Here is a 23,322-nt window from a genome sequence, read left to right as displayed (position 1 = left end):
GTGTCAGTCACGCGCCAGCAGGCGCGGGGCAAGCTCTTTGAGTGCGCGCCGATACACCTCGCGCTTGAATGTCACCACCTGGCCCAGCGGGTACCAATAACTGACCCAGCGCCAGCCATCGAACTCCGGTTTACCGGTCAAATCCATCCGCACCCGTTGCTCGTTGGAGATCAGGCGCAGGAGAAACCATTTTTGCTTCTGGCCGATGCACAGCGGCTGGCTATGGGTACGAACCAGGCGCTGCGGCAGGCGATAACGCAACCAGCCACGGGTACAGGCGAGAATTTCAACGTCATCGCGCTCCAGACCCACTTCTTCGTTCAACTCGCGATACAGCGCGTCTTCTGGCGTTTCCTGGGGGTTGATACCACCTTGGGGAAACTGCCAGGCATCTTGGTTAATACGCCGAGCCCATAGGACCTGACCAGCATCGTTTGTCAGAATAATCCCGACATTAGGACGGAAACCATCGGGGTCGATCACGGCAACAACCTCGCAAACGCATGTCGCCGCATTGTTCCACAAAGCCCCTCAAACCAGCAACGAGCCTTGACACCTTATCTGAAGTCTTGTGAAAAGCGCGTATTGATTGATGCTTTTTTCAGTATTTTCAGGGGCTAACCGGCTCTCAACGCTGCCCGCGAGCCTGCGACTCAGCCCGGACGGACGATCAACAGCAGCGCCATGGCGATAAAACACAGGGCGGCAACGGCAGCCAGGACCAAGGTGAAGCGCTGTTTAGCCGCTGCTCTCGTCAGGCGCAGCACCAGCCATGCCCAGGCAATGATGCCGCCGCTATAAAGCAGGCTGCTGGACAGAATCCAGCCCTGCCCCAGTGAAAGGCCCAGACCATGGACCAGCCACCAGCCGCTGAACGGCAAAATGGCCAGGCTTACCGCCATGCCCAGCCAGGCCCATAATAACGGGCGTTGCAGCAGACGTTCATGAATCAGCAGATTGCCGGCCCGCCGCCCCCGAATCAGCCAGACGGCCAGCCCGGCGGCGCAAGCCAGCGCAGCCAGCAGCGCGGTAATGTGCAGGGTTTTCAGAGCGATCAGGGTGTCCATGAAGCGACCTCCTTTGAGCGATGCAGGAGCGGATTTATCTGTGCAGTTTTGTTCGCTGCTAAAGCAGCTCCTACGAGCAGCGCCTACAAGAGCAGCTACGAGAATACCTTTAGCCTAGAAATAGCCGGTAAGCCGGGTTATCGGTCTCATCCCAATGTGGATAGCCGATTTCGTTCAGCGCCTGGCCAACCAGATGCCGCTCTTCGGCAGGCACCACCAGCCCCGCCACTACCCGGCCATCGGCTGCGCCATGGTTGCGGTAGTGGAACATCGAAATGGTCCAGCGTCCGCCCAGTTTATTCAAAAAGTTGAACAGCGCGCCCGGCCGCTCGGGAAATTCGAAGCGCAGCACCACTTCGTCGCTGACCCGCTCCGAGTGCCCGCCGACCATGTGGCGGATGTGCAGCTTGGCCAGTTCGTTGTCGGTCAGGTCGACCACCGGAAAGCCTTGTTCGCTCAGGCTGGCGATCAGCGCGCTGCGCGGGTCGCGCTCCGGGTGGGTCTGCACGCCAACGAAAATGTGCGCCTCGCGGTCGGTGTGGTAGCGGTAGTTGAATTCGGTGATCTGCCGTTTGCCGATCGCTTCACAGAACGCCTTGAAGCTGCCGGGCCGCTCCGGGATGGTCACCGCAATGATGGCTTCGCGGCCTTCACCCAGCTCGGCGCGCTCGGCGACATGGCGCAGGCGGTCGAAGTTGATATTGGCCCCGGAGTCGATGGCCACCAGGGTCTGGCCGCTGATACCGCGTTGCTCGACGTACTTCTTGATGCCCGCCACGCCCAGCGCACCGGCAGGTTCGGTGATCGAGCGGGTGTCGTCGTAGATGTCCTTGATCGCCGCGCAGATTTCGTCGCTGCTGACGGTGATCACTTCGTCGACGTAGTGCCGGCAGACCTCAAAGGTATGCTGACCGATCTGCGCCACCGCCACGCCATCGGCAAACAGCCCGACCTGGTTGAGCACCACCCGCTCGCCAGCAGCCAGGGCGGCTTGCAGGCAGTTGGAGTCGTCCGGTTCGACGCCGATGATTTTGATTTCCGGGCGCAGGTATTTCACGTACGCGGCAATGCCGGCGATCAGCCCGCCGCCACCGACCGGGACAAAGATCGCGTCCAGTTGGCCAGGGTGCTGGCGCAGGATCTCCATGGCCACGGTGCCTTGCCCGGCGATGGTGTCGGGGTCGTCATAGGGGTGGACATAGACCAGCCCCTGCTCCTCAACCAGCCGCAATGAATGGGCCAACGCCTCCGGGAACGAGTCGCCATGCAGCACCACCTGGCCACCGCGCGAGCGCACGCCCTCGACCTTGATTTCCGGGGTGGTCTTGGGCATCACGATCACCGCCTTGATGCCCAGCTCCCGCGCCGCCAGGGCCAGGCCCTGGGCATGGTTGCCGGCTGAGGCGGTGACCACGCCACGGGCGGTCTCTGCCGCGCTCAGTTGCGCCAGCTTGTTGTAGGCGCCGCGAATCTTGAAGGAGAAAACCGGCTGCAGGTCTTCGCGCTTGAGCAGGATCTGGTTGCCGAGCCGCTCAGACAGCTGGCGAGCCCCCTGCAGCGGGGTTTCGATGGCCACGTCGTAGACGCGGGAGGTGAGGATCTTCTTGACGTAGTGTTCAAGCATCGCGGCGACATCACAGACCAAAGTGGCAAGGTCGTGGAGTTTAACTCCTGCTCCCGACGCACGACCATACGAATGACAGGGCTTTACCATGCGGCCATCGTTATAATGGCAGCCCTTTTGACACTTTTTCCAAATTCGGCACCGTGGAGCCCGCATGACCCAAGATCAACTCAAACAGGCCGTCGCCCAGGCCGCCGTCGATTTCATCCTTCCCAAAATCGACAAGAAGAGCATCATCGGTGTCGGCACCGGCTCCACCGCCAACTGCTTTATCGATGCCCTGGCCAAACACAAAGTCGCCTTCGACGGCGCTGTCGCCAGCTCCGAGGCCACCGCTGCACGCTTGAAAGGCCACGGCATTCCGGTCTATGAACTCAATACCGTCAGCGACCTGGAGTTTTACATCGACGGCGCCGATGAAAGCGACGAGCACCTGAACCTGATCAAAGGTGGCGGCGCCGCCCTGACCCGCGAGAAGATCGTTGCCGCCGTGGCCAAGACCTTCATCTGTATTGCCGATGGCAGCAAGCTGGTCCCTGTGCTGGGCGCGTTCCCACTGCCAGTCGAAGTCATCCCCATGGCCCGCAGCCACGTGGCCCGTGAACTGGTCAAGCTGGGCGGCGACCCGGTGTACCGTGAAGGCGTGCTGACCGACAACGGCAACATCATCCTCGACGTGCATAACCTGAGCATCACCAACCCGGTAGAACTCGAAAGCCAGATCAACGCCATTGTCGGCGTGGTCACCAACGGCCTGTTCGCCGCCCGCCCGGCCGACCTGTTGCTGCTCGGGACTGCCGAAGGTGTCAAAAGCCTGAGCCGCTGACAGGATGCTCGCAGGGGTTAAAGCGCCTGCGAGCCTCAACGCGTTTTGGCAGTTTCATAGGCCGCACAACGCGCTCGTTTAAGGTTTACGAAACACATAAAACAGATTCGGCTCACTGACCAGGTACAGCGTGCCCGCATCATCCATGGCGATGCCCTCAGCCTGTGGCACGGTCTTGCTCAGGCCCATCTGGCCTTTTTTCAGCGAGCTGCTGCCCACCGGGCGGCCTTCGATGTCCAGTTCCAGGATCTGTCGCGACTCATCTGACAGCGCCAGCAGGTGGCCGCTGCGCTCATCGAACTGCAGGCTGGACAGATCACGGACGAAGATTCCGGCATCGCGCTGGCGGTTGGAGATCACTTCCAGGGACGTCGGCGTGTCGGGCTGCAGCTTGGGAAAGCCGCGTACTTCGATGATCTGCACCGGGTCGCGCTCTTTGGCGACAAACAGCCGCTGGCCCTTGGTGTCGTAAGCCAGCCCCTCAAAGCCTTTGTTATTACCGGCATTGAAGTCCAGGGTCAGGGTTTCGGCCTGGGCCGCGTCAAGGCTGCGGGTGTCGTCATTGACCTGCACCTGGATCAGCCGCTGGCGGCGCTCGTCACTGATGACATAGACCCCCGGACGGATATATTCGACGGCTTCGGCATCACCAAACCCATCCAGATGAATGCGCCGAACAATCCGGCCATCGAGGCTCAACTCGACCAGCTCGCTGTTCTGGTTGGTCACGGTAAACAGGGTCTTACGGTCAGGATCGTAGCTCAGTGCCGAGACATCATCTTCCAGGCCCTCGATGACCTTGCCTTCAATCACCACCCGATACTCGCTCAGGCCAATGGCAGCGGTCGATTCCGATTGCCAGAACAGATTCCAGTTGAAGGTCGCACGCTCGACCAGACGAAACTCACGATTGGCCAAAAATGCCAGGGCAGCCAACAGCAATACAACGACAATCAACAGTTGCAGACGGATGAAACGACGCATTGCGATGACTCTTGAACAGGAGGGAGGGCATTAGAACACGGCAATCTGAAGCTATCCTTAATGACAGCAGATTGCCATACAGACCTCGAGAGGAAAGTTACTTGTTGCTGAAGGAATAGAACAGGTTCGGCTCACTGACCATATACACCGTGCCCTGTTCGTCGATCGCGACGCCTTCGGCACGAGGAATGGTGTCTTTCAGACCGTTCACGCCACCCAGCAGGCTCATGAAGCTGACCTGCCGACCCTGCTCGTCCAGCTCCAGCAGCAGGTGCGAGTCGGCAGACAGCACCAGAACGTGACCGGTGCGTGGGTCGACGCTCAGTGCCGAGAGGTTGCGCACGTCGAGGTCGTACTGCTCAAGACGCTGTTTTTCACCAGCCAGCAGCGCACTGCCATCGCTTTTCCAGCTGAACATCGCCGCCGGGCGCTCCTGGCCGAGCAGCAATTGCTGGCGCTTCGCGTCCCAGATCACGCCTTCGAAGCCCTTGTTCTTCTTCTCGGTGTGGCCAAGGTCATATTTGACCGCATCGACCAGACGCAGGCGCGTGGTATCCGCATCGACCTTGATGATGCTCAGCAACTGTTGGCGCTCGTCGGTAATGGCCACCAGACCATTGCTCAGGACTGTCAGCCCTTCCGGGTTGCTCCAGCCTTCCATGGGGATTTTGCGCAGCACGTCGCCCTTGAGGCTCAGTTCGACCAGAAACGGATTCTTGCCCATCACCGCGAACAACGTTCGCGTGACCGGGTTATAGGCCAGGTCGCTGGCCTCATCATCAGCCATGCCTGGCAGCACCTTGGCATCGATGGTGACCTTGTAGTCCGGCAACCAGACGCTGGCATTGCGCTCGTCCTTGCTCTGCAGCGCTTCCTGCACCAGCAGCACGGCGCGGTCATCCCAATGCATGGCGTAGGCAACACCGTAAGCAATGGCCAATGCCAGCAGCACGCCGCTATACCACCGCGACCAGAAACGACGCGGCGCGGCGGCAGGTACTCTAGACAACGAAGACGACGGAATGGCCATTGATGGCTCCTGATCGGGACGGAACAGCGCTTGACTCGACACCCCGATCCTTGGGCACCTCTAAAAACTGCCTGCTGGCTGGACGCCTGCGGCGCTACGCGCGCCATCGCTGCGTTAAAAACAGGCTCGGCATGCTCATTTACAACTCGTAAACGCCGCCGCCCCGCCTGTTTCTGCCTTGCGCTGACTGCCTCGCCTACGTTTTTAGGAGGCACCCCTTGGGGTCGGAAGGATTATCCAGATCAGTTGTGAAAAAAACGCGAACAATAACCACGCAGCGTTGTCATGACACAAAAAAACCGCCCAAAGGCGGTTTCATTTTATGTCGCAGCCGATTTAACGCACGGTGCTCTCATAACGAGCCTGGCCGTCCAGCTCCAGTACGATCTGGTCGCCGGCCTGGAATGGACCCACACCCGCCGGGGTGCCGGTCATGATGATGTCACCGGCCTGCAGCGAGAAGTTGGCCGCCATGTGCTGGATCATCGGCACGATAGGGTTGAGCATCAGGCTGCTGTTGCCGTCCTGGACGACCTTGCCGTTGAGGGTCAGGCGAATGCCGATGTCCGTGAGGTCCGGGAAGGTCTCGGCAGGCACGAACGGCGCGATCACTGCTGCGCCGTCGAAGCATTTGGCCAGTTCCCACGGCAGGCCTTTCTCGCGCAGCCGCGACTGCACGTCACGCAGGGTCAGGTCCAGGCCGGGGGCGAAGCCACTGATGGCGTCGAGCACTTCTTCGGTCGATGGGTTCTTGCTCAGCGGCTTGCCCAGCAGCACGACGATCTCAGCCTCGTAATGGACGCTGCCACGGTCAGCCGGGATGCTGAAACTGTCTTCCAGTGGCACCACACTGCTGCCAGGCTTCATGAAAATCAGGGGCTCGGTGGGGACCGGGTTGCCCAGCTCCTTGGCGTGCTCGGCGTAGTTGCGGCCGATGCAGACCACTTTGCCCAACGGAAAGTGGATATTCGTTCCATCGACGTATTTGTGCTGGTAGCTCATGGGGTCTCCTGGGGACGCGGTTACAAGGCGAAAATTTTTCCGGGGTTCATGATGCCGTTGGGGTCAAACACCGCCTTTACAGCTTTCATGTATTCGATTTCGGCAGGCGAACGACTGTACGCCAGATAGTCGCGTTTGGTCATCCCCACGCCGTGCTCGGCAGAAATCGAGCCGTTGTACTTCTGCACGGTTTCGAACACCCAGGTATTGACCTTGGCGCAGGTGTCGAAAAACACCTGATTGTCCATCTGCTCGGGCTTGAGGATATTCAGGTGCAGATTGCCGTCGCCAATATGGCCGTACCACAGCACTTCAAAGTCGGGGTAGTGTTCGGCGACGATGGCATCGATCTCGGCCAGGAAAGCCGGGACTTTCGAGACAGTGACCGAGATGTCGTTCTTGTATGGGGTGAAATGCGAGATGGTTTCGGAGATGTACTCGCGTAGCTTCCACAGATTACGCAGTTGCTGTTCGCTCTGGCTCATGACCCCGTCCAGGACCCAGCCTTGCTCGACACAATGCTCGAAGGTTGCCAGGGCCTCATTGGCCAGGTCTTCGGTGGTGGCTTCGAACTCCAGCAGGGCGTAGAACGGGCACTGAGTGGCAAACGGCGCAGGTACATCGCCACGGGCCAACACTTTGCTCATCGAGGCGTGGGAAAAGAACTCGAACGCGGTGAGGTCCAGCTTGCCGTGAAAGGCATGCAGCACCGGCATGATCGAGTCGAAATCCGCTGCGCCAAGCACCATGGCGGTGAGATTCTTCGGCGCACGCTCCAGACGCATGGTGGCTTCGACCACAAAGCCCAGCGTACCTTCGGCGCCGATGAACAGATGACGCAGGTCGTAGCCGGTGGCGTTCTTGAGCAGGTCCTTGTTCAGTTCCAGCAGCTCGCCCTTGCCGGTAACGACCTTCAGGCCCGTCACCCAGTTGCGGGTCATGCCGTAGCGAATGACTTTGATGCCACCGGCATTGGTGCCGATGTTGCCGCCGATCTGGCTGGAGCCTGACGAAGCGAAGTCCACTGGATAATACAGGCCGTGCTCGGTGGCCAGATCCTGCAACTGGCGTGTGATCACCCCCGGCTGGCAAACCACGGTGCGATCCGTGCTGTTGACCTCCAGCACCTGATTCATGGCATCGAAGGACACCACCACCTCGCCATTGGCCGCCACCGCCGCCGCTGAAAGCCCGGTGCGCCCGCCCGACGGCACCAGGCCGACACGATGCCGGTTGGCCCAGCCCACGATGGCCTGGACCTGCTCGATGCTCTTGGGCAGGACAATGGCCAACGGTGCCGGCACGAACTGCTTGGTCCAGTCCTTGCCGTAGGTGTTCAGGGAGGCGGTGTCGGTGAGGACTTTGGCAGGCGCGACCAGGGCCGCGAGTTCATGGATCAGGGCCGTCTGGGTCATGACTCAACTCTTGGTGAATTCATGGGCAACCTGAGAACCATTCATGCGCAAGCATGAGGTTTCAGGGGCTGGTTATGCTAGCATACGACGCCAACTTGCCAGTATGCGACGCGCCTGCCAAGGCTCTGACAGCGGTTTGCATGCATGGCTGAAGCTTTTTCAAGTGCCATTTATTTTTCGGGATACAGGTTAACGCAGATGAGCAAGGTTTCCCTCGACAAGAGCAAGATCAAGTTCCTTCTTCTCGAAGGTGTCCATCAATCGGCTGTCGATGTGCTCAAGGCCGCTGGTTATACCAGTATCGAGTATCACACCAAGTCACTGCCCGATGCCGAGCTCAAGGAAAAGATCGCCGATGCCCACTTCATCGGTATTCGCTCGCGCACCCAACTGACCGAAGAAATCTTCGATCACGCGAAGAAACTGGTCGCTGTCGGCTGCTTCTGCATCGGTACCAACCAGGTTGACCTGGACGCGGCCCGCGAGCGCGGTATCGCCGTGTTCAACGCTCCGTACTCCAACACCCGTTCGGTGGCCGAGCTGGTGCTGGCCGAGGCCATTCTGCTGCTGCGCGGTATCCCGGAAAAGAACGCCTCCTGCCACCGTGGCGGCTGGATCAAGAGCGCGGCGAACTCGTTCGAAATCCGTGGCAAGAAACTGGGCATCATCGGCTACGGCTCGATCGGCACCCAGTTGTCGGTTCTGGCAGAAAGCCTTGGCATGCAGGTGTTTTTCTTCGACCCGCTGACCAAACTGCCACTGGGCAACGCCACCCAGGTCACCAGCCTGAACGAATTGCTGGGCCTGGCAGACATCGTTTCCCTGCACGTTCCCGAGCTGCCCTCCACCCAGTGGATGATCGGCGAGAAAGAAATTCGCGCCATGAAAAAGGGCGCGATCCTGATCAACGCCGCGCGCGGTACTGTGGTTGAGCTGGAAGCCCTGGCTGCTGCGATCAAAGACCAGCACCTGATCGGCGCGGCCATCGACGTGTTCCCGGTCGAGCCACGCTCGAACGACGACATCTTCGAAAGCCCGCTGCGCGGCCTGGACAACGTGATCCTGACCCCGCACATCGGTGGCTCGACTGCCGAAGCCCAGGCCAACATCGGCCTGGAAGTCGCCGAGAAGCTGGTCAAGTACAGCGATAACGGCACGTCGGTATCGTCGGTCAACTTCCCTGAAGTCGCCCTGCCGGCCCACCCTGGCAAGCACCGCCTGCTGCACATCCACGAAAACGTGCCTGGCGTGCTGAGCGAGATCAACAAGGTCTTCGCCGAAAACGGCATCAACATCTCCGGCCAGTTCCTGCAGACCAACGAAAAGGTCGGCTACGTGGTCATCGACGTCGACGCCGAATATTCGGACCTTGCCCAGGAAAAACTGCAACAGATCAAAGGCACCATTCGTTGCCGCGTCCTGTTCTAAGCCGCCTGGCGCAATAAAAAAGGAGACCCTCGGGTCTCCTTTTTTGTGGCCGGGCAACCGGTGCGGCGTCAGAGCGACGGCACTTTCTGCCAGACCTTGGGCTTGAAGAACAGCACTTCGCCACGCGCCAGGCCCACCAGGCTGTCGTGATCCTTGACCACTTCAGCCTCGATCAGGTCGCTCTGCCCTTCCACCTTCAGGGTTACCCGGGTCGTGGCGCCCAATGGGCGGATATCCCGGACTTCGGCCGCATGGTGGTCTTCCAGCTCCTGGCGCGACAACGACACTTCATGGGGACGGAACAGCAGGTGTTCGCTGTCACCCACGCTCATGCGGTTTGAATCGCCCAGGAAGTGATAGACGAAGTCGTTGGCCGGGAACTCGTAGACTTCACCGGGCGAGCCGATCTGTTCGATCACGCCCTTGTTCATCACCACGATCCGGTCAGCCACTTCCATGGCTTCTTCCTGGTCGTGGGTCACGAACACCGAAGTCAGGTTGATGTCTTCGTGCAAGCGGGCCAGCCAGCGACGCAGTTCCTTGCGCACCTTGGCATCCAGGGCACCGAACGGTTCGTCGAGCAGCAGTACCTTGGGCTCCACTGCCAGAGCGCGGGCCAGGGCGATTCGCTGACGCTGCCCCCCGGAGAGTTGCTCCGGGTAGCGGTCGGCCAGCCAGTCCAGTTGCACCATGTTCAGCAGTTCGTGAACCTTGGCCTTGATCTGGGTTTCGTTGGGCCGTTCGTTACGCGGCTTCATGCGCAAGCCGAAAGCGACGTTATCGAACACTGTCATATGGCGAAACAGCGCATAGTGCTGAAAAACAAAACCGACGTTGCGATCACGAACATCATGGCTGGACACGTCCTCGCCATGGAACACGATACTGCCCTGATCCGGGGTTTCCAGACCGGCGATGATCCGCAGCAAAGTGGTCTTGCCGCAGCCGGAAGGGCCGAGCAAGGCCACCAGTTCGCCGCTGTTGATGTCCAGATTGATGCTATCCAGCGCCTTGAAGGCATTGAAGTTCTTGCTGACGTTACGGACTTCGATCGACATGACTTATTCCTCCGCCGCGCTTTGGCGCAGACGGTTAATGCGTGATTCGCTCCACTGCTTGAGCAGCAGGATGAACAGCGCCAGGACCAGCAACAGACTCGCAACCGCGAAGGCCGCGACGTGGTTGTATTCGTTGTAGAGGATCTCGACGTGCAGCGGCAAGGTGTTGGTCACGCCACGGATGTGTCCGGACACCACCGACACCGCACCGAACTCGCCCATGGCCCGCGCGCTACACAGCACCACGCCATAGATCAGCCCCCACTTGATGTTCGGCAGGGTCACGTGCCAGAACATCTGCCAGCCGTTGGCACCCAGCAGGCGCGCAGCCTCTTCCTCTTGGGTGCCCTGCTCCTGCATCAGCGGGATCAGTTCACGGGCGACGAAAGGCACGGTGACGAAGATGGTCGCCAGCACGATACCCGGCAGGGCAAACACGATCTGGATATCGTGATCCTGCAGCCAGGGGCCGAAAAAGCCCTGGGCGCCGAACATCAGCACATAGACCAGACCGGCGATGACCGGCGACACCGAGAACGGCAGGTCGATCAGGGTGACCAGGATACTTTTGCCCCGGAACGAGTACTTGCTGACGCACCAGGCCGCCGCCACCCCAAACACCAGGTTCAGTGGCACCGAGATCAGTACCGCGATCAGCGTAAGCTTGAGCGCCGACAGGGCATCAGGCTCGAAGATCGCCGCAAAGAACGTCCCCAGGCCATGCTTGAGGCCCTGGGACACCACGATGACCAGCGGCAGAGCCAGGAACAACAGAAAGACCAGCCAGCCGAGGCCGATCAGGATGCGGCGGGCCACCGGGCTGCCACGACGGGCGTCGTTGGCGGCACTGGCGGCGGAAACCGACGAATGAGACATGATGGTTCGCTCCTCAGTTCGGGGTTTCGATACGCCGCTGCAGCAGGTTGATCAGCAGCAGCAGGATGAAGGAAACCACCAGCATCATCACGCCGATGGCGGTGGCGCCGGTGTAGTCGTACTGGTCGAGCTTGACCATGATCAGCAAGGGCAGGATCTCGGTCTTCATCGGCATGTTGCCAGCGATGAAGATCACCGAACCGTACTCGCCCACACCACGGGCAAACGCCAGGGCGAAACCGGTCAGCCAGGCCGGCAGTAACGCCGGCAGCAGTACATGGCGTGCCACTTGCCAGGGGCGGGCACCCAGACAGGCGGCGGCTTCTTCGACTTCACGCGGGATGTCGGCCAGCACCGGCTGTACGGTACGCACCACGAACGGCAGGGTCACGAAGGTCAACGCCAGGGTAATACCCAGCGGCGTGTAGGCGATCTTGAATCCCAGGTCAGTGGCGAACTGCCCGACCCAGCCATTGGGTGCATAAAGTGCGGTCAGCGCGATACCGGCAACAGCCGTGGGCAGGGCGAACGGCAAGTCGATCATCGCATCGATGATCTTGCGCCCCGGGAAGGTGTAACGCACCAGCACCCAGGCCAAGAGAGTGCCGATCACACCATTGATGACGGCGGCGTAGAACGCCGTACCGAAACTCAGTTTCAGGGCCGCGATCACCCGTGGTGCGGTGATGATGGTCCAGAACTGATCCCAGGTCAGCTGCGCAGCATGAATGAACATCGCCGCCAGCGGTATTAGAACAATCAGACTGAGGTACACCAAGGTGTAGCCCAGCGTCAGCCCGAAGCCGGGTATGACGGGAGATATACGACGCGACATAAGAATCCCTGGTTTTACTGACAGCAAACCCGGGCATTAGCCCGGGCCCCTTGACCAAACCATGAACACCGCCCTGAGGCGGTGTCCTTGTGGCGACTCAATGCGCCTGATAGATCTGGTCGAACACACCGCCATCGTTGAAGAATTTCGGCTGCGCAGTTTTCCAGCCGCCAAAGTCTTTGTCGATGGTTACCAGTTCAAGTTTAGGGAATTGCTTCTCGAATTTCGCAGCGACTTCGGCATTACGCGGGCGGTAGAAATTCTTTGCCGCAATTTCCTGACCTGCCGGGCTGTACAAGTGCTTGAGATATTCAGTGGCAATCTCGGTGTTGCCCTTTCTTTCGGCGTTTTTGTCGACCACAGCCACCGGTGGCTCAGCAAGGATCGACAGCGAAGGCACGACGATTTCGAACTTGTCGGCACCGCCGTCTTCTTTCAGAGCCAGGAAGGCTTCGTTTTCCCAAGCCAGCAGCACGTCACCCTGACCGTTGTTGACGAAGGTGATGGTCGAGCCACGGGCACCGGTGTCCAGTACTGGCACGCGCTTGAACAGCTCAGTGACGTATTGCTTGGCCTTCTCTTCGCCGCCCTGCTTCAGGCCGTAGGCCCACGCCGCGAGGAAGTTCCAGCGTGCGCCGCCGCTGGTTTTCGGGTTCGGGGTAATCACCGAAACATCACCCTTGACCAGGTCCCCCCAGTCCTTGATGCCCTTGGGGTTGCCCTTGCGCACCAGGAACACGATGGTCGAGGTGTATGGCGTGCTGGCATCAGGCAGCTTGGTCTGCCAGTTCTCTGGCAGGGTCTTGCCCAGTTTGGCGATTTCGTCGATGTCACCGGCCAGTGCCAGAGTCACCACGTCAGCACGCAGACCGTCGATCACCGCACGGCCCTGTTTGCCGGAGCCACCGTGGGACTGCTTGATCTCGACTTTGTCACCGGCGTGGGTCGAGGTCCAGTGCTTGATAAATTCAGCGTTGTATTCCTGATACAGCTCACGGGTCGGGTCGTAGGACACGTTGAGCAGCTCATAATCCTTGGCAACGGCGGAACCTGCGAATACGGCGCTCGCGAGAGCGGCCAGGGCAAAACGACGAATGGACATAAGATCAAGCTCCTGGAAAAACTGAGTATTGGCGTTCTTGGTTTGTACTTGGCGCGTCGATACCGCGAGCGATACCGCACGTTGCTTGGGGAAGGTGAACAGGAGTCAACATGACACCCTCCGGTTGACCAGTCGGGTTAGCAAAAGCGGGGAAAATCAGCTGGGTTTGTTACCGGAGTTCTGCAGGCGGAATTTCTCTTTGCGCTCGATCTGCACAACCTGGGCGTTGTGCACGGTGATTTCGACGGCACCAAAACGCAGATCACGCAGTGCACTCTGGATTTCACGCAGAATGGCTGCCTCGTCCTGACCGTCAACGCTACGCAGAGTGGCGCTCATATTCATAACTCCTTGGAAAAGTGGCGGGTCCGCCGTTGCGACTGGGGAGCAACGGCTTGTGGCGTTGAGGCTATATTAGATACGCAGAGTTATTCTTAAAAAGACTATTTAAGAATGCAGATATAACCAAAATGAATTTAACAATCCGCCTGCATCACGGGGCGCATTGCACACCCCGATGTCACTGCCTCAGACCAGTGTGAGGCCGAAGTCCGGCGCCTTGTACCAGTCGATCTGTGCCGCCGGCATCGGCCTGGCAAACCAGTAGCCCTGGCCCAGCTGACAACCACTGTCGTATAGAAATGCCGCTTGCTCGGCGCTCTCGATGCCCTCGGCCAGCACCTGCATGCTCATGCTTCTGGCCAGCGCAATGATTGCCTGCACGATAGCGATATCGTCGTCGTCAGCCGGCAGCCCGGCCACGAACCCCTGGTCGATCTTGAGCTTTTGCACCGGCATGCGTTTGAGGCGCAACAGCGAAGAGTAGCCGGTGCCAAAATCATCAATGGCCAGGCTCAGGCCCAGTTCACGCAAACGATGCAACTGCTCGATAGCTTGTTCCGGGTCGCTCATCACCGCGCTTTCGGTGACTTCCAGCTCCAGATACGCCGGGGCCAGCCCGGTCTGTTGCAGCACCCTGGCCACCTGCAGGTCCAGATCGCCGCTGCTGAACTGCCGACTGGAGATGTTCACGGCCACGAACGACACCGGCACTCCGTCAGCCTGCCACTGACGCATCTGGGTGCAGGCCGCGCGCAACACCCAGTCATCGATATCGGCAATCAGCCCGCTCTGCTCGGCCACCGGAATGAACTCCCCCGGCGAGACCATGCCGCGCTCAGGGTGCTCCCAGCGCACCAGTGCCTCAACGCCGCTGATCCGCCGCGTGGTCAGGTCATGCACGGGCTGGTAATAAACCCGCAGTTCCTGCTGTTCGATGGCGCGGCGCAACTCACTGGCCAGTTCGACCCGTTGCTGGGCATGCAGCGTCAGTTCTTCGGTGTACAGCGCATAACCTTCGCGGCCGCGGCGCTTGGCCTTGAACAGCGCGGCATCGGCATTGCGCAGCAGTTGTTCGGCCGACAGCGCATCATTAGGAAACAGGCTGATCCCGATACTGGTGGTCAGGAACAGTTGCTGGCCCTCGATCAGGAACGGCGCATTGAAGGCATCAAGCACCTGTTGAGCAAGGCCGGCCGCCTGGATCATCTGCGGGCAATCCTTGAGCAACAGGGCAAACTCGTCACCGCCCATGCGCGCCAGGGTCAGCTTGCTGGCGAACAGCCCGGACAGCCGCTCAGCCACCGACCTCAAGACCAGATCACCGAGACTGTGTCCGAGGCTGTCATTGATATTCTTGAAATGGTCCAGGTCGATCAGCAGCACTGCGCAGCCACGCTTGACCGCCTGCGCCGCGGCAACCGCCTCTGTGGTGCGCTCAGTGAACAACAGACGGTTCGGCAGGCCGGTCAGCGCATCATAGTGCGCCAGTTGCAGGCGCTCCTGCTCAGAGCGCTTGATGGCTGAAAGGTCGGAGAACACCGCGACAAAATGCTTCACCTGCCCGCTACGCCCAGTAAGGCCGCGGATGCTCTGCCATTGCGGGTACACCTCGCCGCTCTTGCGCCGGTTCCAGATCTCGCCAGCCCAGTGCCCGTCCTGGGAGATGGCCTGGTACATCCGGGTGTAGAACGCTGTGTCGTGGCGACCGGATTTGAACTTGCTGGGATTAAAGCCCAACACCTCCTCCGGCTGATACCCGGTAATGTCGACAAACGCCCGGTTGACGTGAATGATCTGGCCCTTTTCATTAGTGACCAGAACACCTTCACGGGTGCTGTCGAAGACCGCCGCAGCAATGCGCAGCCGATCGTAGTCTTCATGCTGGCGGCGCAGCAGTTCGTCGGCGCCCAGCCATCGGAGCAGGCAGCCACGGTAGCTGAACAACACCAGGACGGTCAGCGCCACCCACAGGTAACCGCTCGTCTGCTGCCATTGGTGGAGCAACACCGGGTCAGTGAGCCATACAGGCACTGCATAACCGAAAATCAGCCACCACAAAAAGGTCAGCCAACCATAGAAAATGGAGGCTCCCAGCGCTTTTCGCGTTAAATCCGTCATAAAAAACACATATCCTTACAGGCGCCGAGGATTATAAAACAAGAAACATCCTGCGACGCTTCCATGCTGCGACATCTGGTTTTCCGCTGCCGCTCAGAGATAATGGGCACTGTTCATTTTTTACTCACCCACCACTCGCGAGGGCACTACAGCCTATGGGGTACAACGGTTTACTCGACCTGTCCGTCTGGCAGTTGATTGCCGTCACGCTGGTCATGACCCACGTGACTATCATCAGTGTGACCGTCTATCTGCATCGCTATTCAGCGCACCGCTCGCTGGAGCTGAACGCAGGTCTCAAACACTTCTTCCGTTTCTGGCTGTGGCTCACCACTGGCCAGAACACTCGCGAGTGGACCGCCGTCCATCGCAAGCACCACGCCAAATGCGAAACCGTCGACGACCCGCACAGCCCGGTGATCAAAGGGCTGTCTACCGTGCTGCTCAAGGGCGCCGAGCTGTACCGGGCCGAGGCCAGCAACCAGGACACCCTGCGCCTGTATGGCAAAAACTGCCCCGACGACTGGATCGAGCGTAACCTCTACTCGCGTTACAAACTGCTGGGTATCGCGCTGATGGCGGTGATCGATCTGGCGCTGTTCGGCGTCCTGGGCATCACCGTCTGGGCAGTGCAGATGATGTGGATTCCCTTCTGGGCGGCCGGAGTGGTCAACGGCCTGGGCCATGCGCTGGGCTACCGCAACTTCGAATGCCGTGATGCGGCGACCAACCTGGTCCCGTGGGGCATCGTCATCGGTGGTGAAGAACTGCACAACAACCACCACACTTACCCCAATTCGGCGAAGTTGTCGGTCAAACCCTGGGAGTTCGACATGGGCTGGGCATGGATCAAGGTGTTCAGCGCCTTGCGCCTGGCCAAGGTGCAGCGCGTCGCACCGGTTGCCCACCGGGTGCCCGGCAAACAACTGCTGGACCGCGACACCGCCACGGCGATTCTCAACAACCGCTTTCAGGTCATGGCACTGTACCGCAAGCAGGTCATTGGTCCGCTGGTCACCCAGGAACTGGCCAATGTCGACGCCTCGGTACGCCACCAGTTCCATCGCGCCAGACGCCTGCTGTCGCGCGAAACCAGCCTGCTCGACGAGCACCACCGCCAGCGTATCCAGGCCATGCTTGAGCACAGTCAGGCACTCAAGGTGATCTATGAAAAACGCCTGGCCCTGCAACAGATCTGGCTCAAGACCAGCAGCAACAGCCAGGACATGCTGGCGGCCATGAAGGTCTGGATTCACGAGGCCGAAACCAGCGGTATCCAGTCGCTGCGCGAGTTCGCCAACCAGCTCAAAACCTATTCGCTGCGTCCCGCCACCCAGTGAGCCGTTGATCGGTGCGCCCGCAAGGGCGCACCCTTGATGGAACTTTCTGGCGAAAAATCGCTCAAATCGACTATCCATTGCCTTACAAGAGACCCAACGACGCGAACTGTTTTGCGTGGTTCGCGACGACGTGCCCATGGAAAAATCGCCCCTTACTGCACCCATGCAGTCAGCCCACATGCCGGTTGCTGCCGAAACCCTGCTGGCGCTGATGCATGCCCAGGCCGAGGTCGCCCGGTTGAGTGAACGCGAGCAGTTGTTCAGTTCCCTGCTGGTCAGCGTCAATGCCGTGCTCTGGGCTTTCGACTGGGAAACCCAGCGGATGATCTATGTCAGCCCTGCCTACGAGCGGATCTTTGGCCGCTCGGCCGGCCTGCTGCTGGCCGACTATGCCCAGTGGCGCGACAGCATCTACCCGGACGACCTCAACTATGCCGAGCGCAGCCTCAGCGAAGTGATCGACAAGGGCGCCATCGAAGATCGTGAATACCGCATCATTCGCGCCGATGGTGAAGTGCGCTGGCTCAGCGACAAATGCTTTGTCAGCCAGCGCCTGGACCCTGGCCAGCGCCTGATCGTGGTGGGTATTGCCGAAGACATCACCGAAAAGAAACGCCTGGAAGATGAACTGCAACGCCTGGCAACCACTGACGTACTGACCCAAAGCAGCAATCGTCGGCACTTTTTCGAATGCGCCCAACGCGAATTCGAACTGGCCCGCCTGCAAGGCACGCCGTTGTCGTTCCTGCTGCTGGATATCGATGATTTCAAGAAAATCAACGACACCTATGGCCACCAGACCGGCGACCTGGTGTTGCAGCGTATCGCCGAGAGCGGCCGCACCACGCTGCGCCGTGGCGACCTGTTCGGCCGAATCGGTGGCGAGGAGTTCGCGGCGATTTTCCCCGGTTGCGCGGCAGACACGGCCTTGCAGATTGCCGAGCGCCTGCAGCGTGAGATCCAGCGCCTGAGCTTCCAGCATGACGCCCAGAGCTTTGGCATCACCGCCAGCCAGGGCCTGACCAGCCTCACCGACAGCGACCAAAGCCTGGAAGCGCTGTACGGACGCGCCGATGAAGCGATGTATCAGGCCAAACGGCAGGGCAAGAACCAGATCGTGCTGGGCTGAGGCCCAATACTAGAAATCTCTGTGGAAACGGGCTTGCTCGTGAAGAGGCCATTAAAGCCACAGCATCTGCTGCGAATGTGCCGCCGTCTTCGCTAGCAAGCTAGCTCCCACCGGGGTATATATTGCCTAAGTAGGAGCTGCTTTAGCAGCGAAACATCTAGCCAGCAATTCCCAGCTACGGTTTTTCCGGGACGTCGCTCGACTCTACCGCTGGTGGATCCTCTTCGGCCGGCGGCTCTGGCTCCGGGGCCAGATCCAGCAGGTCGGGCAGATCGTCTTCCACAGGAGGCTGTTCTGCCTGGCTCTGCGCCGCCTGAACAATCGCCAGCAGGCTCGGGTCGACTACGCCAGTGAGCTTTTTACGCAAGCGCTGCAGGTCAGCGACGCTGAGTTTGAGCAGCCGCGCCGACTTGGACTTGACCAGCGGGTTGACGCTTTGCTGATCGGTCAGCCGGGCCATTTCACCGGCCAGGTTCATGGCCAGCACTTCACGGGTGAAGATCCCGGTGTTGTACTGATACACCGCTGCAATCAGCTCACGCAGTTCAAGCGGCAGACGCCAGCGTCGGCGCAGCGCAGAACCAAAGGCTGCCGAATACTGCTCCAGCATCTGGTTGATGGTGTCGTCATCGAGCTTGCCGCCATGCAGCAGCCACTCCTGCAAACAACCAATCACCGCCAGCTCACCGAGCGACTGCAACAATCCGGCGCTGAAGCAGCGCTCGGTGTTGAGCTCCAGCATACGCCCCAGAATCCGTGCGTAGTCGGCAGTACGCTGGGACATCAGCCACAGGTCGTTGGCTCGCGCCAACAGCCCGTCATGACTCAGGGTCGCGACCCGTTTCTTGCCCAGCCCGGCGACAATCTGCGCACTCTGCGTCGCCCCGAGCACCGCCAGCGAACCACCGAGCGTCTGCACCGGCTTGCCCAGATGCTGGGCGGCGGTGTTGGCAGCGGCAATCAGCACCGCAGTGATGTGCGGATCGTTGCGCAACTCCTGCTCAAGCAGATGGATGTCCAGCCCCTTGCTGGTGCGGCACAGCTGCAGGGCAGCCTCGACGTTTACACATAACGGCGCGCTGTCAGCCGTTTCACGGCGCTTGTCGAGAAACAGGGCCAGGGTCATGCCCGGCTGCATGCTCGGCCCAGCCGTCGAGCACTCCACCAGCAAGCCGCGCAGGCGCTGGAGCAACAGCTCATTGTTCAGCGGTTTGGTCAGGTAAGCCGTAGGCGCCAGCGGCAGTACTTCGCGCACGCTCGCGCTGTCACTGCGACTACTGAGCAGAATGAACGGAACCGGAGGTTGCCGACCCGTCTTGCGTACGCCACGCAACAGGCTCAGGCCGTCGATAGCAGGTAATTCACGGGCAGCAATGATCAGGTCAGGTACCTGTTTTTTCATCCATTCAACGGCTTGTCTGCCATCGCTACAGACTTCCAGTTCGACATCGTCACGTACGCTCAGGACCAGATCGCTGAGTGTTTCGCGAATCCAGGGATCGGACTCAGCGATCAACACCCTTGGCACCCCAAGTAAATCCACAGCCGTCATCATGACTCTCCGACATCGATGCGTTCACCTTAGCCAAAGCTGTCGTCCGGATATAGCCATATGCAGAAAAAATCCCCCCACCAAATGAAAAAACCCGCCGAAGCGGGTTTTTTCATCAACTCAGGCTTACGCCAGTTCGTCGAAGCACTCGGCGACCAAGGCAATGCCTTTTTCCAGTTGCGCGTCAGGGATGGTGACAGGCATCAGGAAGCGGATCACGTTGTAGTAAGTGCCGCACGACAGCAGGATCACGCCTTTCTCGCGAGCGCGAGCGACGATCTTGCCGACCAGCTCGGCGGCTGGCTTGCTGTGGTCACCGCCTTCGAACAGCTCAATGGCGATCATCGAACCCAGACCGCGCACGTCACCGATCACCTTGTGTTTCTCGGCAATCTTGTTCAGACCGGCCTTGAGCGTCTCGCCGACAGCCTTGGAGCGCTCCAGCAGGTTCTCTTCGTCGAACACCTTGAGCACGGCCAGAGCCGCCGCACAGGCGATCGGGCTGCCGGCATAAGTGCCGCCCAGACCGCCCGGCGCGATCTTGTCCATGATCTCGGCCTTGCCGCTGACGCCGGAGATCGGGAAGCCGCCGCCGACCGATTTGGCGAAGGTGGTCAGGTCCGGTACCACGCCCAGTTGCTCGGTGGCGAAGAAGGTGCCGGTGCGGCCCGCACCGGTCTGCACTTCGTCAGCCACCAGCAGGATGCCGTGCTGATCGCACAGCGCGCGCAGGCGCTTCATGAAAGCTGGCGAGTTGATGTAGAAACCGCCCTCGCCCTGCACCGGCTCGATGATGATCGCGGAGATGTCCTGTGGCTGGGCATCGTTCTTGAAGATCCGCTCGATGCTGGCGATGGACTCGTCTTCGCTCACACCGTGCAGCTCGCACGGCGCCAGAGCGCGGTACACACCGGCAGGCATCAGGCCCATACCAGCGGAGTACGGCGCGACCTTGCCGGTCAGCGACAGCGTCATCATGGTGCGGCCGTGGTAAGCGCCGGTGAAGGCGATCACGCCGGCACGGCCAGTGGCGGCGCGGGCGATCTTCACGGCGTTCTCGACGGCTTCAGAGCCGGAGGTCACCAGCAGGGTTTTCTTGGCGAAGTCGCCCGGTACACGCTTGGCGATTTCTTCACACAGTTCGATGTACGGCTCGTAGGCCAGTACCTGGAAGCAGGTGTGCGACAGTTTGGTCAGCTGTTCCTGAACGGCAGCCACGACCTTGGGGTGCAGGTGGCCGGTGTTCAGTACTGCAATGCCGCCCGCAAAGTCGATGTACTCACGGCCTTCGACGTCCCACACAGTGGCGTTCTCGGCGCGCTCGGCGACAATCGGGTGGATCTGGCCGACACCACGTGGAACAGCGGCGGCACGGCGTTGCAGCAGGGATTCGTTGGTCTTGCTCATGGGGTCCTCATTCGCCGCTCATCGTCGGCGTGTTGCAAGGATTCAGCAGCAGGAAGAACCGGGCCAGCATACGATGATCGACTGGCGCGGCCTCTCGGCCACCATTACAGGTTGCGGTACAACAAAACCGGTGAAGCGTCGCTCTCGCGCCCCACCGGCTGCAAAACCCGCTATCGAATCAGATCGACAGGCACAGGTATTTGACTTCCAGGTAGTCTTCGATGCCGTACTTGGAGCCTTCACGGCCCAGGCCCGAGGACTTGATACCGCCGAACGGTGCCACTTCGTTGGAGATCAGGCCGGTGTTGATACCCACCATGCCGTACTCCAGCGCTTCAGCAACGCGGAACACGCGGCTCATGTTCTGAGCATAGAAGTAAGAGGCCAGACCGAACTCGGTGTCGTTGGCCATGGCGATGACATCGTCTTCGTCCTTGAAACGGAACAGCGGCGCCAGAGGACCGAAGGTCTCTTCCTTGGCCACGGCGGCAGTCTTCGGCACGTCGACCAGAATGGTCGGCTCGAAGAACGTACCTTCCAGGCTGTTGCCACCGAACAGCACCTTGGCGCCTTTGCTCACTGCGTCGTCGATGTGCTCTTTGACCTTGGCCACGGCTTTGCTGTCGATCAGCGGGCCGGTGGTGGTGCCTTCTTCCAGACCGTTGCCGATCTTGAGCTTGGCGACAGCCACTTTGAGCTTCTCGGCGAACGCGTCATAGACGCCTTCCTGCACGTAGATACGGTTGGCGCACACGCAGGTCTGACCATTGTTGCGGTACTTGGAAATGATCGCGCCTTCAACGGCCTTATCGAGGTCAGCGTCGTCGAACACGATGAACGGCGCGTTACCGCCCAGCTCCAGGGAGACTTTCTTGATGTCGTTGGCGCATTCGGCCATCAGCTGACGACCGATTTCGGTCGAGCCGGTGAACGACAGCTTGCGCACGATCGGGTTGCCGGTCAGTTCGCTGCCGACTTCGCCGGCACTGCCGGTGATCACACTGAACACGCCAGCCGGAATACCGGCACGCTCAGCCAGCTCGGCCAGAGCCAGAGCGGAGTAAGGCGTCTGCGAAGCAGGCTTGAGCACCATGGTGCAACCGGCCGCCAGAGCAGGACCGGCCTTACGGGTGATCATCGCCGCCGGGAAGTTCCACGGGGTAATGGCCGCAGTCACACCGATGGGCTGCTTGAGCACGATCAGGCGTTTGTCTGGCTGGTGGCCAGGAATCACGTCACCGTAAACGCGCTTGGCTTCTTCAGCGAACCACTCGATGAACGATGCGGCGTAACCGATCTCGCCCTTGGCCTCGGCCAGCGGCTTGCCCTGCTCCAGGGTCATCAGGCGAGCCAGGTCGTCCTGGTTCTCGATCATCAGCTCGAACCAGCGACGCAGCTTGGCGCCACGCTCTTTGGCGGTCAGTGCACGCCAGGCCGGCAGCGCCTTGTCGGCGGCTTCAATGGCACGACGGGTCTCGGCAGCGCCCATTTTCGGCACAGAGCCCAGAATCTCGTTGGTAGCCGGGTTGTTGACCTTGATGGTCTGACCGCTGTCTGCATCCAGCCACTGACCATTGATATAGGCTTGCTGGCGGAACAGTTTGGAATCCTTGAGCTGCATGTCGGCCTCCGATAAACACCGCGCGCGGGCGCAGCGAAGCTGATAGAAAGAAACGGCGCCGCCACAGGGCACCATTAACAAATGAATTCGCCTTTTCCTGCGGCGCGCAAAGCTTAGCAGGCCGAAAGGCCGAACAGGAGCGTTTGAAATCTCAAACGCATCCTAGGCACAGGCAGAAAAAAGGACAAGAGCCCGTTCGAAAAAAAGAACGCAACGTCCAGCCAGTGCAAGTCTCGTTGGCCGAAATGTCACTTTCAGGCAATAAATCGTGCGAAATCAACAACACATGCTCGCCAGCATGGACGCACGGCGTTCAGATGAGTATTATGGCGCCCGCGTTGCACCTGTAGCTCAGCTGGATAGAGTACTGCCCTCCGAAGGCAGGGGTCGTGGGTTCGAATCCCGCCAGGTGCGCCATATATGAAAAGGCTCAGGTGAAAACCTGGGCCTTTTTTCGTTATGCCTGGTCCTGCATGGACCTTGGTCCGACTCCCCCGGCATGACGATGCTCCCTGCAACGCTCAGCAAATCATCACTCACGACTTCGGGGGTGACTTCGGGGGTAG

Annotated in this window: 20 protein-coding genes and 1 tRNA gene; 5 read left to right on the top strand and 16 right to left on the bottom strand. The window is 60.0% G+C overall.

Going from position 1 to position 23,322, the window contains the following annotated elements:
• Positions 1-3: 3 nt before the first annotated feature.
• From NJC40_RS07040 to ilvA, 3 genes are all read right to left on the bottom strand, one after another.
• On the bottom strand, positions 4-483 hold the full coding sequence (locus NJC40_RS07040) for an RNA pyrophosphohydrolase (RefSeq protein WP_045485847.1): 480 nt from the start codon (positions 481-483) through the stop codon (positions 4-6).
• A gap of 170 nt (positions 484-653) precedes the next feature.
• The gene (locus tag NJC40_RS07035; RefSeq protein ID WP_253141532.1) at positions 654-1,067 is read right to left on the bottom strand and encodes a DUF2269 family protein; all 414 of its coding nucleotides are present in this window, start codon (positions 1,065-1,067) and stop codon (positions 654-656) included.
• Between the two features lie 109 nt (positions 1,068-1,176).
• The gene (ilvA, locus tag NJC40_RS07030) at positions 1,177-2,691 is read right to left on the bottom strand and encodes a threonine ammonia-lyase, biosynthetic (RefSeq protein WP_492180513.1); all 1,515 of its coding nucleotides are present in this window, start codon (positions 2,689-2,691) and stop codon (positions 1,177-1,179) included.
• Positions 2,692-2,845: 154 nt separating this feature from the next.
• Between ilvA and rpiA the strand changes: the two genes are divergently transcribed.
• Positions 2,846-3,517: a ribose-5-phosphate isomerase RpiA gene (gene rpiA, locus NJC40_RS07025; RefSeq protein WP_045485837.1), complete on the top strand. Its 672-nt coding sequence runs from the start codon at positions 2,846-2,848 to the stop codon at positions 3,515-3,517.
• 78 nt (positions 3,518-3,595) lie between these two features.
• On the opposite strand, the gene NJC40_RS07020 is transcribed toward rpiA, so the two are convergent.
• The 4 genes from NJC40_RS07020 to NJC40_RS07005 form a co-directional block, all read right to left on the bottom strand.
• On the bottom strand, positions 3,596-4,501 hold the full coding sequence (locus tag NJC40_RS07020; RefSeq protein ID WP_253142745.1) for an SdiA-regulated domain-containing protein: 906 nt from the start codon (positions 4,499-4,501) through the stop codon (positions 3,596-3,598).
• A 97-nt stretch (positions 4,502-4,598) separates the two neighbouring features.
• Positions 4,599-5,531: an SdiA-regulated domain-containing protein gene (locus NJC40_RS07015; protein WP_253142744.1), complete on the bottom strand. Its 933-nt coding sequence runs from the start codon at positions 5,529-5,531 to the stop codon at positions 4,599-4,601.
• Positions 5,532-5,867: 336 nt separating this feature from the next.
• Positions 5,868-6,533 carry a fumarylacetoacetate hydrolase family protein gene (locus NJC40_RS07010; RefSeq protein ID WP_045485830.1) on the bottom strand — a complete coding sequence of 222 codons (666 nt, stop codon included), beginning with the start codon at positions 6,531-6,533 and terminating at the stop codon, positions 5,868-5,870.
• Between the two features lie 20 nt (positions 6,534-6,553).
• Entirely contained in the window at positions 6,554-7,948 is a 1,395-nt protein-coding gene (locus NJC40_RS07005; RefSeq protein ID WP_253142743.1) for a D-2-hydroxyglutarate dehydrogenase, read from the bottom strand.
• Positions 7,949-8,146: 198 nt separating this feature from the next.
• Here NJC40_RS07005 and serA point away from each other — a divergent pair, with 198 nt between their 5' ends.
• On the top strand, positions 8,147-9,376 hold the full coding sequence (serA, locus tag NJC40_RS07000; RefSeq protein WP_045485823.1) for a phosphoglycerate dehydrogenase: 1,230 nt from the start codon (positions 8,147-8,149) through the stop codon (positions 9,374-9,376).
• Positions 9,377-9,444: 68 nt separating this feature from the next.
• Here the strand turns inward: serA and NJC40_RS06995 are convergent, their stop codons facing one another.
• The 6 genes from NJC40_RS06995 to dibA form a co-directional block, all read right to left on the bottom strand.
• The gene (locus NJC40_RS06995; RefSeq protein WP_253142742.1) at positions 9,445-10,434 is read right to left on the bottom strand and encodes a sulfate/molybdate ABC transporter ATP-binding protein; all 990 of its coding nucleotides are present in this window, start codon (positions 10,432-10,434) and stop codon (positions 9,445-9,447) included.
• 3 nt (positions 10,435-10,437) lie between these two features.
• Positions 10,438-11,310, bottom strand: a complete 873-nt coding sequence (gene cysW / locus NJC40_RS06990) for a sulfate ABC transporter permease subunit CysW (RefSeq protein WP_045485817.1) — start codon at positions 11,308-11,310, stop codon at positions 10,438-10,440.
• Between the two features lie 13 nt (positions 11,311-11,323).
• Positions 11,324-12,145, bottom strand: a complete 822-nt coding sequence (cysT, locus tag NJC40_RS06985; RefSeq protein WP_045485814.1) for a sulfate ABC transporter permease subunit CysT — start codon at positions 12,143-12,145, stop codon at positions 11,324-11,326.
• 97 nt (positions 12,146-12,242) lie between these two features.
• On the bottom strand, positions 12,243-13,247 hold the full coding sequence (locus NJC40_RS06980) for a sulfate ABC transporter substrate-binding protein (protein WP_253142741.1): 1,005 nt from the start codon (positions 13,245-13,247) through the stop codon (positions 12,243-12,245).
• 156 nt (positions 13,248-13,403) lie between these two features.
• On the bottom strand, positions 13,404-13,586 hold the full coding sequence (gene oscA / locus NJC40_RS06975; protein WP_045485807.1) for a sulfur starvation response protein OscA: 183 nt from the start codon (positions 13,584-13,586) through the stop codon (positions 13,404-13,406).
• A gap of 189 nt (positions 13,587-13,775) precedes the next feature.
• Positions 13,776-15,707, bottom strand: coding sequence for a phosphodiesterase DibA (gene dibA / locus NJC40_RS06970; protein WP_253142740.1), 1,932 nt, complete (start codon positions 15,705-15,707; stop codon positions 13,776-13,778).
• A gap of 155 nt (positions 15,708-15,862) precedes the next feature.
• Between dibA and desA the strand changes: the two genes are divergently transcribed.
• Together desA and NJC40_RS06960 are read left to right on the top strand one after the other, a co-directional pair.
• A complete protein-coding gene (gene desA / locus NJC40_RS06965) occupies positions 15,863-17,047 on the top strand; it encodes a delta-9 fatty acid desaturase DesA (RefSeq protein WP_253117053.1) in 1,185 nt (394 codons plus the stop codon).
• A 136-nt stretch (positions 17,048-17,183) separates the two neighbouring features.
• A complete protein-coding gene (locus tag NJC40_RS06960) occupies positions 17,184-18,176 on the top strand; it encodes a GGDEF domain-containing protein (RefSeq protein WP_253142739.1) in 993 nt (330 codons plus the stop codon).
• Positions 18,177-18,351: 175 nt separating this feature from the next.
• On the opposite strand, the gene NJC40_RS06955 is transcribed toward NJC40_RS06960, so the two are convergent.
• The 3 genes from NJC40_RS06955 to gabD form a co-directional block, all read right to left on the bottom strand.
• A complete protein-coding gene (locus NJC40_RS06955; protein ID WP_253142738.1) occupies positions 18,352-19,731 on the bottom strand; it encodes an HDOD domain-containing protein in 1,380 nt (459 codons plus the stop codon).
• 123 nt (positions 19,732-19,854) lie between these two features.
• Positions 19,855-21,135, bottom strand: coding sequence for a 4-aminobutyrate--2-oxoglutarate transaminase (gene gabT, locus NJC40_RS06950; RefSeq protein WP_253142737.1), 1,281 nt, complete (start codon positions 21,133-21,135; stop codon positions 19,855-19,857).
• Positions 21,136-21,313: 178 nt separating this feature from the next.
• Positions 21,314-22,756: an NADP-dependent succinate-semialdehyde dehydrogenase gene (gene gabD, locus NJC40_RS06945; RefSeq protein ID WP_045485798.1), complete on the bottom strand. Its 1,443-nt coding sequence runs from the start codon at positions 22,754-22,756 to the stop codon at positions 21,314-21,316.
• A gap of 340 nt (positions 22,757-23,096) precedes the next feature.
• Between gabD and NJC40_RS06940 the strand changes: the two genes are divergently transcribed.
• Positions 23,097-23,173, top strand: a tRNA-Arg gene (locus NJC40_RS06940).
• Positions 23,174-23,322 lie beyond the last annotated feature (149 nt).

The sequence above is a fragment of the Pseudomonas sp. 21LCFQ02 genome, assembly GCF_024129895.2.
Lineage (GTDB): Bacteria > Pseudomonadota > Gammaproteobacteria > Pseudomonadales > Pseudomonadaceae > Aquipseudomonas.
Note: the sequence above shows the minus strand (reverse complement) of the source record. Positions and strands in the feature narration are given on the sequence as shown.

Excerpts from the sequence above, each read along its gene's own strand:
- cysW (WP_045485817.1), bottom strand. The coding sequence starts at position 11,310 with ATGTCTCATTCGTCGGTTTCCGCCGCCAGTGCCGCCAACGACGCCCGT.
- NJC40_RS07035 (WP_253141532.1), bottom strand. The coding sequence starts at position 1,067 with ATGGACACCCTGATCGCTCTGAAAACCCTGCACATTACCGCGCTGCTG.
- serA (WP_045485823.1), top strand. The coding sequence starts at position 8,147 with ATGAGCAAGGTTTCCCTCGACAAGAGCAAGATCAAGTTCCTTCTTCTC.
- rpiA (WP_045485837.1), top strand. The coding sequence starts at position 2,846 with ATGACCCAAGATCAACTCAAACAGGCCGTCGCCCAGGCCGCCGTCGAT.
- NJC40_RS06995 (WP_253142742.1), bottom strand. The coding sequence starts at position 10,434 with ATGTCGATCGAAGTCCGTAACGTCAGCAAGAACTTCAATGCCTTCAAG.
- NJC40_RS06960 (WP_253142739.1), top strand. The coding sequence starts at position 17,184 with ATGGAAAAATCGCCCCTTACTGCACCCATGCAGTCAGCCCACATGCCG.
- NJC40_RS07010 (WP_045485830.1), bottom strand. The coding sequence starts at position 6,533 with ATGAGCTACCAGCACAAATACGTCGATGGAACGAATATCCACTTTCCG.
- NJC40_RS06980 (WP_253142741.1), bottom strand. The coding sequence starts at position 13,247 with ATGTCCATTCGTCGTTTTGCCCTGGCCGCTCTCGCGAGCGCCGTATTC.
- dibA (WP_253142740.1), bottom strand. The coding sequence starts at position 15,707 with ATGACGGATTTAACGCGAAAAGCGCTGGGAGCCTCCATTTTCTATGGT.
- gabD (WP_045485798.1), bottom strand. The coding sequence starts at position 22,756 with ATGCAGCTCAAGGATTCCAAACTGTTCCGCCAGCAAGCCTATATCAAT.
- NJC40_RS07005 (WP_253142743.1), bottom strand. The coding sequence starts at position 7,948 with ATGACCCAGACGGCCCTGATCCATGAACTCGCGGCCCTGGTCGCGCCT.
- oscA (WP_045485807.1), bottom strand. The coding sequence starts at position 13,586 with ATGAGCGCCACTCTGCGTAGCGTTGACGGTCAGGACGAGGCAGCCATT.
- cysT (WP_045485814.1), bottom strand. The coding sequence starts at position 12,145 with ATGTCGCGTCGTATATCTCCCGTCATACCCGGCTTCGGGCTGACGCTG.
- ilvA (WP_492180513.1), bottom strand. The coding sequence starts at position 2,691 with ATGCTTGAACACTACGTCAAGAAGATCCTCACCTCCCGCGTCTACGAC.
- gabT (WP_253142737.1), bottom strand. The coding sequence starts at position 21,135 with ATGAGCAAGACCAACGAATCCCTGCTGCAACGCCGTGCCGCCGCTGTT.
- desA (WP_253117053.1), top strand. The coding sequence starts at position 15,863 with ATGGGGTACAACGGTTTACTCGACCTGTCCGTCTGGCAGTTGATTGCC.
- NJC40_RS07015 (WP_253142744.1), bottom strand. The coding sequence starts at position 5,531 with ATGGCCATTCCGTCGTCTTCGTTGTCTAGAGTACCTGCCGCCGCGCCG.
- NJC40_RS06955 (WP_253142738.1), bottom strand. The coding sequence starts at position 19,731 with ATGATGACGGCTGTGGATTTACTTGGGGTGCCAAGGGTGTTGATCGCT.
- NJC40_RS07020 (WP_253142745.1), bottom strand. The coding sequence starts at position 4,501 with ATGCGTCGTTTCATCCGTCTGCAACTGTTGATTGTCGTTGTATTGCTG.